Annotated in this window: 11 protein-coding genes; 1 reads left to right on the plus strand and 10 read right to left on the minus strand. The window is 39.2% G+C overall.

What is annotated here, in order from left to right; genetic code table 11:
* Positions 1–314 precede the first annotated feature (314 nt).
* On the plus strand, positions 315–1,118 hold the full coding sequence (locus tag QE429_RS19245) for an alpha/beta fold hydrolase (RefSeq protein ID WP_307289319.1): 804 nt from the start codon (positions 315–317) through the stop codon (positions 1,116–1,118).
* Positions 1,119–1,898: 780 nt separating this feature from the next.
* Here QE429_RS19245 and QE429_RS19250 read toward each other — a convergent pair.
* From QE429_RS19250 to odhB, 10 genes are all read right to left on the minus strand, one after another.
* On the minus strand, positions 1,899–2,519 hold the full coding sequence (locus QE429_RS19250; protein ID WP_307289321.1) for a YitT family protein: 621 nt from the start codon (positions 2,517–2,519) through the stop codon (positions 1,899–1,901).
* Positions 2,520–2,651: 132 nt separating this feature from the next.
* Complete coding sequence (locus tag QE429_RS19255; protein WP_307289323.1) at positions 2,652–3,536, minus strand: oxidoreductase; 885 nt, start codon at positions 3,534–3,536, stop codon at positions 2,652–2,654.
* 24 nt (positions 3,537–3,560) lie between these two features.
* Positions 3,561–4,439, minus strand: a complete 879-nt coding sequence (locus tag QE429_RS19260; protein ID WP_307289325.1) for a GNAT family N-acetyltransferase — start codon at positions 4,437–4,439, stop codon at positions 3,561–3,563.
* A 54-nt stretch (positions 4,440–4,493) separates the two neighbouring features.
* Complete coding sequence (gene trpB, locus QE429_RS19265; protein ID WP_307289327.1) at positions 4,494–5,663, minus strand: tryptophan synthase subunit beta; 1,170 nt, start codon at positions 5,661–5,663, stop codon at positions 4,494–4,496.
* A 164-nt stretch (positions 5,664–5,827) separates the two neighbouring features.
* Positions 5,828–7,021: an ABC transporter permease gene (locus QE429_RS19270; RefSeq protein WP_307289329.1), complete on the minus strand. Its 1,194-nt coding sequence runs from the start codon at positions 7,019–7,021 to the stop codon at positions 5,828–5,830.
* A complete protein-coding gene (locus QE429_RS19275; RefSeq protein ID WP_307289331.1) occupies positions 7,018–7,710 on the minus strand; it encodes an ABC transporter ATP-binding protein in 693 nt (230 codons plus the stop codon). Before QE429_RS19275 ends, QE429_RS19270 begins: the two co-directional genes overlap by 4 nt.
* On the minus strand, positions 7,707–8,837 hold the full coding sequence (locus tag QE429_RS19280) for an efflux RND transporter periplasmic adaptor subunit (protein ID WP_307289333.1): 1,131 nt from the start codon (positions 8,835–8,837) through the stop codon (positions 7,707–7,709). The genes QE429_RS19275 and QE429_RS19280 overlap by 4 nt, the downstream gene beginning before the upstream one ends.
* Positions 8,838–8,939: 102 nt before the next feature.
* Positions 8,940–9,611, minus strand: coding sequence for a YknW family membrane protein (yknW, locus tag QE429_RS19285; RefSeq protein ID WP_307289335.1), 672 nt, complete (start codon positions 9,609–9,611; stop codon positions 8,940–8,942).
* Positions 9,612–9,760: 149 nt separating this feature from the next.
* A complete protein-coding gene (locus QE429_RS19290) occupies positions 9,761–10,681 on the minus strand; it encodes an aldo/keto reductase (protein WP_307289337.1) in 921 nt (306 codons plus the stop codon).
* Positions 10,682–11,145: 464 nt separating this feature from the next.
* A complete protein-coding gene (gene odhB, locus QE429_RS19295; protein ID WP_307289338.1) occupies positions 11,146–12,402 on the minus strand; it encodes a 2-oxoglutarate dehydrogenase complex dihydrolipoyllysine-residue succinyltransferase in 1,257 nt (418 codons plus the stop codon).
* Between the last annotated feature and the right edge of the window lie 3 nt (positions 12,403–12,405).

Consider the following 12,405-nt stretch of genomic DNA (forward strand, 5'->3'; position numbering starts at 1 on the left):
GGTACTGCGGTTCTTTACTTAATTTCTACACTCCTCTTTATACATACTTTCTCCTTCATCAAGTTATTTGAAGCGGAAGAAATTTATAGCGAAAAATGTCGTAATATTTCTCGATTTATGCCATACCCCTGTCAAACAAGACAACAATCTTCCTTTTAATTAAAAGACCTACCGTTCACTCATTGATTCCCGATTTTAAAAAATAATATTCTCCTATAAGACTGTGGAAATTTCCCTCTTTTTAACTATTTGTTCTTGACAAGCATATTCTTTCATATAATTTATCATTATCTAATAAAAAGGAGTTGTATACGATGCCAGTCACGAAAGCAAATGGAATTAATCTTTACTATGAGATACATGGAAAAGGTGAACCATTACTACTAATAATGGGGTTGTCACTCAATTCTAAGTCATGGTTCAGGACATTGCCGGCTCTAAGTGAACATTACAAAGTGATTATTTTTGATAATCGCGGGGTAGGATTAAGTGATAAACCAAATACTCCTTATTCAATTGAATTGATGGCTGAAGATGCTAGAGCTGTCTTGGATGCTGCTGGAGAAAAATCAGCTCACATATATGGCATTTCTATGGGAGGGATGATTGCTCAAAAATTAGCCATTAAGTATCCTGAGCGTATCCGTTCATTGATTCTTGGTTGTACTACATCGGGTGGTGTTAACCATGTACAACCCAGCTCAGATGTTAATATGCTCATGCTCTCAAGAGCCTCTTCTATTGCTACCCCAGAGGAAATGGCCTGGGCAACAGCTCCGATTCTTTATAGTCAATCTTTCTTGGAAGAAAATCGTGAGTTGGTGGCCGAAGATATCCAAAGACGCATTGAAATCCCTATCCAACCTTTTGCCTATATGTTACAGCTTCAAGCATGCCTCCAACATGACACTTATAATGATATCGACCAAATTAAAGTGCCTACATTAGTCATTCATGGTGATGAAGATAAATTAGTTCCCTATGAAAATGGGGTCACATTAGCTGAAAAAATTCCTAATGCAGAGTTTTTAACCATCCAAGGTGCCGGCCACATCTATGTCACTGAAGCGAATGATTTTGTGAATGATAGAGTACTAGAGTTTTTAAACAAACATTAATAAAAGTGCCCGATCTACTAAACGAGATCGGGCATTTTATTAGGTCACCGGCTTCCGATGCTCGTACAATTCTCACTACCGTCCTTTACAGTGGTATATCAATACTACCATTTGTGCTTGGACCATATTCGGACGTTACTGATGTTTGAAATAGGGCATATAAAGAGCGACATAAATGTTGTAATAATACAACTCCTCATTCCTCTGTAAAACATATATTCCTTGTGTCGTCTTTGGCGGAAAAAGTAAAACGCTTTTAGTAGTCAGGGTAACTTCGGCCTGGGGTAGCAGTAAATCTGGAATACTGTCAAAAGTCAGTATTATTTTCGACAATGTTAGGGGTATAGGATGGATCACTGTCCAGAAGTCAGGGGCACCTTCGGACTATCTTAGCGGGAAAAGATGCAACTCTGTCAGAAGTTACGGCATCTTCGGACTATCTTAGCGGAAAATGATGCAACTCTGTCAGAAGTTACGGTATCTTCGGACTATGTTAGCGGAAAATGATGCAACTCTGTCAGAAGTCACGGTATCTTCGGACTATGTTAGCCAATAAAGCTGCAACTCTGTCAGAAGTCACACCATATTTGGACTATGTTAGCAGAAAAAGCTGGGACTCTGTCAGAAGGAGTCACGGAATCTTCTGACTATGTATGAAACATAAGGTAACGAATTCAAGAACTGGAAACAGTCCTTGTTTGATATTTTTAACAGTAGGTATGATATAGGAAAGAAATTATTACCTTTAATGTAGATCCTGAGTTCCTATATAACTGTTATTTAGTGATCCTGAATGGAAAAATCTATCGTTTTATAGGCGACAAAAAAGGTAGCCAAGGAGTATATTGCTTCTTTTAGACCAAAGATAAACACTGAACTACTAAAGATAAAGAAATTTAAAAACAGGATGTACTGTCCAATTGAAAAAGGAGAACGTTTGCTAAATAGAATGGCAATTACTTCTGTTCCATCCAAACAACCCCCGTAACGGATCGTAATCCCTACCCCTAACCCAAGTATCATACCACCTAGTATGATTACTAAGAGAGGATTATGGGTGATAGCGGGAAACGGCTCTAAAACGTATGTCCCCACTGATAAAACAAGGATGGCAAAAAGACTTAACGTTAGAAATCTTCTACCCAAATAGGAATAACCAATGATAAAAAAGGGAGTATTTAATAATAGGAGGTACAATCCCACTTCTTGGCGGGTAATATGCGAAAGGATCATGCTGATGCCAATAACCCCACCATCTATTACATAATTTTCTACTAAAAATAATTGTAAAGAAATAGCAACAAGCATGGCCCCGCAAAAAATTGAACAGCCACGTTTATAGAATGAAATGTAATTCGATCTGTTGTTATCTTTATAATATTTAACCCTTGTCTTGAACATCGTGCTCCCCTTTTAAACAGAATAGAGTACATGCTTGGTTAAATATATTCTTCTCAATGGAATTCAATTCTTTGTTCAATAAAAAAAGTCCCCCTTTAAGAGTAAAAGGTGACTTCATGTTACTAAAAAGATTTATTTAGAAAAATCATAAACAACACCTGTTAATCTTTCTGACACTTCCCAAAGCTTCTTCATGGTTTCTGAATTGTACACCCCAGTAGCTGGTGTTTCAATCGTGGGTTTTCCCTTTCTATTTCCTCTGCCATCAGGACCTATGTATTCGCCACCTTTCAAGCTCGGTTCTGTTGCTGCATAGATCGTTGGCAGAGCACCTATTTCCGCCGGTTGAAAAAATACCTTCATTAAAGCTTTGAGGTACCCCGGCGCTTCTCTTTTTCCTATTTTAAATAAATTGGTTGAGGAAATCCCCGGATGACAAGCAAGACTAATGGTTAGAAGCCCATACTCTTTCATCCTATTATCTAATTCCTTAGCAAATAATAAATTGGCAAGCTTACTCTGTCCATAAAACTTCATTCCTTTATAGCCTTTTGAACCATCAAGGTTATCAAAATCGATAGAAGCACCTCTATGTGCAATACTGCTGAGTGAGATAACACGTGATTGAGGGGTATTCTTCAGTAACGGTAGTAATAGACCTGTTAATGCAAAGTGCCCTAAATGATTACTTCCAAATTGCCGTTCGAATCCATCTTTAGTTAATCCATATGGAGGTACCATTACTCCAGCATTGTTAATCAAAATATGTAAAGAATCATATCTCTTCTTAAACTCTTCCACAAAATCTCTTACACTCGTTAAATCTGCTAAATCTAGTCGCATAACAACAACTTTTGCATGGGGAATTTCCTTTAAAATAGATTCTACTGCCACTTTCCCTTTTTCTTCATTTCTAACAGCTAAAACTACTTCGGCACCGCTCTTACTTAAAGCTTTCGCTGCTTCATAGCCAATTCCACTATTTGCTCCTGTGATGATAATTTTTTTAGCTTCCATCTCACTGCACCTCCTATCAAGAGTTTACGCCTGAGAAGTCATCGGATGCTTGAATTTTTCAGGCAAGCTTACGTTTGTTAGATTTTTTACAAAAAGAACATTACTAGATTGATATTTCTCATCCCAAAGAAGTAACTCTTGGTTTTCCACATGAAAATGGAAAACAATTTTTCTAGTCTCTTTAGAAGCTGTTTGGCTAATTATACTTTGAAGATTTACTTCCTCAGAAGATACGATATCATATAGATGTAGCATATCATCTTCCTGCTGAAAAATGACGAGCGCCTTTTCCTCTTCAATAAAATAAAGGTCCTGACTAAACACCATAATACAATAAAACATTAATAATTCCTCACTGTCTGTAGTTCCAAAAACCTGAGAAACTGATTTTCTATTTGAAGCAAAGGAATAAATAAAAGATAAGTCTTCTGCATTGGTTCCATCTAATTTTCTTATCCCCGATTGGCCCATGGGCTTAAGATCATAGTTCATTGAATACTGAACTTCGTTTACCGCTTTAAATCCAAACTTAGGATAGAAATCCAACACTGTTTGATTTGCAAACAAGTAGATAAAGTCCACATGGTTAAAGTCTTCTAACACAAACTCCATGAGTTTTCTCGATAACCCTTTATTACGATAATCCGGATGAGTCATCACTGTTCCGATTTGAATAGCTTTCTTACTCTCCCCATCAATCACCATATTCAAGAGATTAACGGAGACATTCGCTACCACTTTACCTTGGTCAATATAAGAGTATGGCTGATACTTTTCTGTCCAAAATCCATGTTGATACCACGTTTCGAATTCTATTCCAAAGGTCTGCAGGGCAAGCTCATTGAAACTGTTTCTTAACGCAACATTATCTTTGTAACCTTTCTCCAATACTAATGTTTCCATCCTGATCCCCCAGAAGAAAAAGACGAGTATTATAATTAACTCGCCTTTTCAAGTTTATTTATTTTTTAACATATTAAAAACCTGTTCCACATCTTTATCACCGCGACCGGATAAATTCACGATTAACACGTCTTCAGGAGTTAAATTCTTTGCCAGTTTCATCGCATATGCAACTGCATGAGAGCTCTCTAATGCTGGGATAATTCCCTCTGTTTTGCTCAGAATTTGAAACGCCTCTAGTGCCTCCTGACCTGTAACCGTTACATATTCTCCTCTTCCACTTGTTTTTAAATGGCTATGCTCTGGACCAACCCCAGGATAATCCAAACCAGCAGCAATTGAAAACGTCGGTTTCGGCTCACCTTTTTCATCTAACAGTGTTAAGCATTTAAAACCATGGATGACGGCTGGGACTCCTTCCGTTAAGGTCGGAGCTTCCGCTGGCTCCACTCCAATTAACCGAACAGCTGGTTCCTCGATATAATGGGCGAACGCACCAATTGCATTACTGCCTCCTCCTGCACAAGCAAGTACTGCAGTTGGTAGCTTTCCTTCTTTTTCTAGAATCTGGCGTTTGGATTCTTCACTAATAATAGATTGAAAGTGTTTCACCATGGTTGGATATGGGTGTGGCCCTACTGCAGAGCCTAATAAATAAAACGTATTTTTATAGTTTTGTACCAAGTCACCTAAGGCTTCATCAACCGCATCCTTTAAGCGGCCCTGACCTTTTTCAACCGGAACTACTTTTGCTCCTAATAATTCCATCCGGAATACATTTAGCGCTTGCCGTTCCGTGTCTAGTTTTCCCATGTAAATCACACATTCCATATCGAACATCGCACAAGCAGTGGCTGTTGCTACCCCATGTTGCCCCGCTCCTGTTTCCGCAATGATCCGTTTCGCTCCCATCCGTTTGGCAAGTAGAATTTGTCCAATCGCATTATTAATCTTGTGTGCACCTGTGTGATTTAAATCTTCTCGTTTGAGATAAATTTTTGCCCCACCAATTTGTTTTGTTAAATTCTCCGCAAAGGTTAACGGATTCTCTCTGCCGATATACTCTTTTAAGTAGTATTTGAATTCCTGAATAAATTCAGAATCATCCTTATACTGTAAAAAATTCTCTTCTAATTCGTTCATTACCTGCTGTAAATCCTCTGGAATAAAGCTTCCACCAAATCCTCCAAAATACCCTTTGTTTTCTACGCTCGCACTCTTCATACTCAACTCGACTCCTTCTAAACTATTAATTTTGGAAAGAACGCTGAAATATTTACTGAATATTCCATAAAATAATTTTAGCATATCCCATTTATTCTGCAAAACTTTAACTTTTAAAAATAAGCCTGCACACAAATGTGCAGACTTTTTTAGATAACTATGAACTATTCATATCTTAACGATTCAATTGGATCAAGCTTGGAAGCCTTGTTTGCAGGGAGTAGTCCAAAGATGATACCAATCACCATCGAAAACAGGACACCACCTAATACTACCTGCCATGACACTAAGGATGGCCAGCCTGCAAAGAAACTTACAATAGTTGCCGTGCCCCATCCTAGTATTATTCCTAGTATTCCCCCTATAAAGGTGAGTGTCATGGATTCGATGAGAAATTGAGTCAATACCTGACCTCTTGTTGCCCCAAGTGCCATTCGAATTCCAATTTCTCTTGTTCTTTCCGTTACAGATACGAGCATAATATTCATAACCCCAATTCCACCGACAAATAAGGAGATACCGGCAATACTACCGATAATTAGGGTCATGATTTTTGTCACTTGCCCAATTCCTTGGGCGATTTCTTCCATATTAATGACTTGATATGATTTTTCGGTATTATGCATCTTGTTTAACAGCCTTGCCGCCTTTTTACCAGCTACTTGCAGTTTTTCAGCTGAAGCAGCCTGTAGTGTGACCTGTGTATAATCACTGCTACCATAGATGTTTCTCCATGTTTGAAATGGAAGATAGACCTCCATTGAACCAAAAGATAGCAGACCTGTCGGCTTTTCTAATACACCGATAATTTCAATCGGCTGGTTAGCAACCATAATGATTTTACCTATAGGATTCTCTTCCTTAAATAGTTCCTCTTGCATTTTGGAACTGATGACCCCGGCTCTTCTTCCACCGAGAAAATCAGATGCTGAGAAGTTTCTCCCCTTGGTTACTTTTAATTTGTTTAATTTCAAGAATGCCTGATTGATCCCCGTTGTGGAAACATCCACGTTATTCTTTTGAAATCTTGCAGTAGATAACTTCGTGCTCGAAGCTACCACTCTTTTAATCTCAGGAATTTGCTCCAGTGCACGGATATCCTCCTGCTTAAATGGAGCCTGCAAAAACACATTCGGATTTGCCTTCATTTCTTCATCTGATGGTTGATAGAACATTTCAATCGTGTTCCCGGAACCAGTGATCTGTGTCTTCAGCATGGCTTCACCGCCTTGCCCAATCGCCACAACAATGATGACGGCAGCAACACCGATAATAATACCAAGCATGGTAAGAATACTTCGCATTTTATGAGCCTTTAAGGAGCTTAATGCCATGATTAGATTTTCCATAAAACTCATTGCATCAGCCCCCTATCAAATGGTGAGGGGGTTTGTAGTAAACCGTCTCTTACCATGATCGTCCTGTTCGCATATTGAGCGACCTCGGATTCATGGGTTACTACAACAATTGTTACGCCTTCTTCATTCAGCTTATTAAATTGATCCAAGATGTCTACACTTGTTTTTGAATCAAGCGCCCCTGTTGGTTCATCTGCTAAAATAAGCTTCGGTCGGTTTACAATCGCTCTTGCAATGGCCACACGTTGCTTTTGTCCACCTGAAAGCGCATTTGGCAGGTGGTTCATTCGGTCAGATAGCCCTACCTTGACCAATGCTTCTTCCGCACGTGCTTGCCGTTCTTTTTTGGAAATACCTGCATAAATCATTGGAAGCTCCACATTTTTCAGTGCAGACAATCTTGGTAAAAGATGAAATTGCTGAAATACAAATCCGATTGACTGATTTCTTACCCTTGCTAATTCCTTATCGTTGTAGTGGGATACATTTTCACCAGCAAGATAGTACTCGCCCTCTGTTGGCTTATCCAGACAACCGATAATATTCATTAGCGTTGATTTGCCCGAACCTGAAGGGCCCATGATGGCAACAAATTCACCTGGTTCAATCGTAAGACTAATTCCATTTAATACATGTACACTTTCTTTTCCTAACATAAAAGAACGTTTGATGTTGTCAAGGTGTATCATTTAACCTTCACTTCCATCCCATCCTTCAATAGCTCGGGTCCTTGAACGATGACTTTGTCACTTTTCGAAACCCCATCAAGGATTTCAATTTTCTCCCCAGAAGTGATACCTGTTTTCACCTTTTGTTTACGTGCTTTTCCATCCCTTACAAGATAAACATATGGCTGATCACCGTCATCATGTAAGGCGTTCACTGGGAGAACCATGGCCATTTTCTTGTCTGTTTCAATTTCCATAATAAGCTGGAAACCGGGTTTTAATGCTTTTGTGTCGCCCGAGATTTTTACCGTTACCGGATACTGTACAGCCTGACTGCCGCTTTGTAGCCCCGATTGATTCTGTTGTTGTGGAAGGACGCTAATCATGGTGATTTGGCCCTGCCATTCTTGTTCTGGTACGGCGTCCGATCGTAAAGTAACTTTCTGTCCATTGCTTACTTTTAATGAATCGTATTCAGATAATAGGCCTGCTGCGGTTAAACCTTCAAGCTTTCCAATATGTATAAGGGGCTCAAGATTAGCTGCTTCCCTGTTAGACGTGTTTGGGTCTTGCACTGATAAAACCACTCCATCTAAGCTACTCTTAATCTCTAATTCACTTTCGCGCTTGCTGAGTAAATCTTTTTGAAGGGAAGCTTGCTTTAACTCAATATTGGCTAGCTTTTTTTCCATTTCTGCCTGCTCAAGTTCTGGAGCAAGTTGTTTTTTTGCCTCCCCTTTTCCTACCTGTTTAGCCAGCGTTGACTCTTTGTCCTTGAGCTGCTTTATTTTGTTCTCAAGCTGGGTAATTTTTAGATTGGCCGATTCAATGGCTAATTTATTTTGCTCCCTTTCAAGGTCAAGCTGTGGATTTTGAAGTTTGGCTAAGACAGACCCTTTCTTTACCGTCTGCCCCTCTTTCACTAAGATCTCCTTCAGTTCTCCTTTTTCTGGTGAAGAATAGACCACTTGCTCTTCTTCAAGTTTGACTGTACCAGGAATCATTAATAAGGAAGATACTTCCTCCTGTGAGATTTGTGCCACTTTTACAGAAGGCCCTTTGGCAAAAACCTGACGATAGACGCTGACACCAATCATCAAAAGGATTAGGCTAACAACACCAATGGTAATCCATATTTTCTTTTTCATTTTATGCGGACAAAAGGAGGTTCCCGCTCTTCTAGAGGGGACACCTCCCTATCCTGTTCTCCTTTCAATCAGCAATTGATTTCTAGTTACAATTTCAGAAATTTATAGTTTTGGTGCCCCTTGTAACAAGGTTCCAGCTAGACTAAGACCAATTCCGATTATGAAGAAAATAATGGCAATGGTCCATGCAAGTCCTTTTGAGAATTGTCCTGTTTTATGAAGCCCCAAAGCAGTTAAAATTAATGTCCAAATCCCGAAAACTTCAACCGAACCTAAGACCCCGGCTTTATTTTGGTTAAGTAATCCTGCAAGACTAGTAATGTAGACTTCAAAGTTTCCGCCTATGGCATATCTAATGACCATATTTAAAACAAGTCCTGTAGCACCAATGATCATAATAAACGTGTTCATCGACAACAATTGTTTAAACGTTACAGGCGAACTAGCAATTTTAGCTATAATCAAATGGATAGCGCTCGTGATCAATACGACGAATATCGGAGAAAGGATACCTGTAATGGCAACTGAGACCTTCGTGAAAGTTAAAATAAGCTCAATCTGATCTTCTGGAACCCCCTGGTCAATTAACGTGGACGCATCCATGCTAAGCGCCATAAAGATGGTGCCAATTGCATAGATGATGCTGACGATAAGTAACGGAACCCATATTTTAGGATTCTCTCTTATTCTCTCAAATTGTTGCCCTGGATTCGTAAACATGCCGAACAATCTCGGTTTCTCTTTCTTTACAATAACTTCATTTTGTAATTCCATTTTCAACACCCCTATTTCCACTTATGTAAAATATTCCTAGTAAGTATACGACAGCCTAGTTAAAAAGTTTCACTTTTTCCAACTATTTTGAGAGCAAAAAAAAAAGGGCGAAGATTTCTTCGCCCTTCGCCCTATGTTTCAGTATATTCTTAAGGTACAATATTCCCTGCTGCTTTGTAGATGGAGTACCATTCTTCTCTTGTTAGTTGGATATCAGAACCTTTACATGCATCCTTCATCCGTTCAATTTTTGTTGTTCCAAGTACGACTTGGATATTAGCTGGATGACGTGTAATCCACGCTGTTGCGATGGCTGTATTGGTCACTCCATATTTTTCAGCAATCGTATCAATTACTTGATTCAATTCAGGATATTTGTCAACATCACCCAAAAACGAACCTTCGAAGAACCCGTGTTGGTATGGGGACCAAGCCTGCATGGTAATGTCGTGAAGACGGCAATATTCTAACACACTGCTATCACGATTGATTGATTGATCAATATTCATGTTTAAGGCAATTCCAGAATCAATCATTGGTGTGTGCGCAATACTAAATTGCAGTTGGTTCACCACCAACTTATATGGAATATACTTCTGCAGAAGTTCCATTTGAGCTGGATTATGGTTTGACACACCAAAGTACTTTACCTTTCCATTCGTATATAGCTCTTCAAAGGCTTCCGCTACTTCGGCTGGATCCATTAATGGATCTGGACGGTGAAGAAGAAGAATATCCAGGTATTCCGTATTTAATCTGTTTAAAATACCGTCCACAGACGAAATGATATACTCTTTTGAGAAGTCAAAAAAGCCAGAACGAATTCCACACTTACTTTGGATAATCATCTTTTCACGGACGCTTGCATTCATCTGAATAGCTTTCGAAAAAATCTCTTCACTTTTCCCTTTTCCATAAATATCTGCATGGTCAAAGAAATTAATCCCTTCCTCCATAGCGGTACGAATTAACTTTTCAGCCTCTGACAATGACAGTTGGGGTAAGCGCATATTTCCCATTATGATGTTGGATGCTTTTAAATCTGTATTGGCAATGTTTATGTATTTCATGTAAAAGCCCTCCTTTTTCCTAATCATTCACATTATACTCTAACTTTCTCAATAATCCCAAAAGCGAGCTTTGACAAACAAATAAGGAAATAAGAAAAAGCATGGGTATTGGTCATCCCCCATCAAGAAGACATGTCGATTTAGAGAGCGCAGAAAGAACTAGTCATACTTAAGAGTACATAAGTAGCCAGGCAACCTTGGAATTGGCATTAGAAACTTACTCTATTTACCAATCGAGCCCTTTTTCTCTTTGCTCGGGCATTAGAAACTCCCCCTATTTACCAGTCGAGCACTTTTTCTCTTACCAAGGCCATTAGAAACTCCCCCTATTTACCGGTCGAGCACTTTTTCACTTTGCTCGGGCATTAAGGACTGCGGTTATAACAATAGCCATACGAAAAAAACAAACAGTCCTTAAAAGGACTGTTTGTATAGATAGAGATTATTGAAATCCTATGAATCTTTTATCCTTCTAATAATAATGAGTGTGGATCTTCTAACAATTCTTTTACTGTAGCCAGGAAGCTAACAGCTTCTTTTCCGTCCACGATTCGATGGTCGTAAGAAAGGGCAATATACATCATTGGGCGGTTTTCCATTCTTTCACGATCAATGGCTATTGGTCTTGTTTGGATTTTATGCATACCAAGAATCCCCACCTGCGGGCCATTCAGGATTGGTGTTGACATTAACGAACCGAAAACTCCACCGTTTGTAATCGTAAATGTTCCGCCTTGCAAATCATTCAGAGTTAGGGCATTATCTCGAGCTTTTTTACCTAGATTACTAATATCTTGCTCGATTTCCGCAAAACTCTTCTGGTTCGCACCGCGTACAACCGGTACGACCAATCCTTCAGGTGCTGCAACAGCAATTCCAATGTCATAAAACTTCTTGAGAATCAATTCTTCGCCTTGAATTTCGGCATTTAACAAAGGAAATTGTTTTAAAGCTGAGACTACGGCTTTTGTAAAGAATGACATGAAGCCAAGACGAACACCATGTTTTTCATAAAAGGCATCTTTGCGTTGATTACGTAAATCCATAATAGCTGACATGTCGACTTCATTAAATGTGGTCAACATCGCCGCTGTTTGTTGGACTTCAACTAGGCGTTTAGCAATTGTTTGACGACGACGGGACATTTTCACACGTTCCACTGGTTTGTCAAACTCTTCATCTATTTGTTGTACCGCTGGTTTTGGGCTTGATTTTTCCACTTTTGCCTCTTCTTTTACCACAGGAGGTGCCTGTGTATGTGCTTTTACATCCTCAGGTCTAATTCTGCCAAGTGGATCACGGCTGCTTACTTGGGATAAATCGATTCCCATTTCTCTTGCCAATTTTCTTGCCGCTGGTGAGGCGATTGGATTTGCGACTTTTGATAGTTCAGGCTCAGTTTGTATACTCTGTTGGTTTAAAGTTTCTACTTCTGCTGATTTTTCCGGTGTAGAAGTTGGAGCAGATGGAGTTGCTCCTGCAGTAGTATTCTCTTCGATAATAGCAATTACATCGCCTACCTCGACGATATCACCAGGTTCTTTTAAAACCTTTGTGACTACACCTGAGTATTCGGCATTTAATTCAATATTAACTTTGTCCGTTTCAAGTTCAACAACGCTATCACCTTTAGTCACTTTATCACCAATATTAATAAGCCATTGTGCAATTGTTCCTTCTGTAATAGATTCTGCCAGTTCTGGTACTTTGATTTCAATCATGTG

This window comes from Bacillus sp. SORGH_AS_0510, assembly GCF_030818775.1.
Classification (GTDB): Bacteria; Bacillota; Bacilli; order Bacillales; family Cytobacillaceae; genus Neobacillus.

Bases quoted from the DNA above. Each gene is read 5' to 3' on its own strand.
- QE429_RS19290 (WP_307289337.1), bottom strand. From the start codon at position 10,681: ATGAAATACATAAACATTGCCAATACAGATTTAAAAGCATCCAACATC.
- odhB (WP_307289338.1), bottom strand. From the start codon at position 12,402: ATGATTGAAATCAAAGTACCAGAACTGGCAGAATCTATTACAGAAGGA.
- QE429_RS19275 (WP_307289331.1), bottom strand. From the start codon at position 7,710: ATGATACACCTTGACAACATCAAACGTTCTTTTATGTTAGGAAAAGAA.
- QE429_RS19260 (WP_307289325.1), bottom strand. From the start codon at position 4,439: ATGGAAACATTAGTATTGGAGAAAGGTTACAAAGATAATGTTGCGTTA.
- QE429_RS19250 (WP_307289321.1), bottom strand. From the start codon at position 2,519: ATGTTCAAGACAAGGGTTAAATATTATAAAGATAACAACAGATCGAAT.
- yknW (WP_307289335.1), bottom strand. From the start codon at position 9,611: ATGGAATTACAAAATGAAGTTATTGTAAAGAAAGAGAAACCGAGATTG.
- QE429_RS19280 (WP_307289333.1), bottom strand. From the start codon at position 8,837: ATGAAAAAGAAAATATGGATTACCATTGGTGTTGTTAGCCTAATCCTT.
- QE429_RS19255 (WP_307289323.1), bottom strand. From the start codon at position 3,536: ATGGAAGCTAAAAAAATTATCATCACAGGAGCAAATAGTGGAATTGGC.
- QE429_RS19270 (WP_307289329.1), bottom strand. From the start codon at position 7,021: ATGAGTTTTATGGAAAATCTAATCATGGCATTAAGCTCCTTAAAGGCT.
- QE429_RS19245 (WP_307289319.1), top strand. From the start codon at position 315: ATGCCAGTCACGAAAGCAAATGGAATTAATCTTTACTATGAGATACAT.
- trpB (WP_307289327.1), bottom strand. From the start codon at position 5,663: ATGAAGAGTGCGAGCGTAGAAAACAAAGGGTATTTTGGAGGATTTGGT.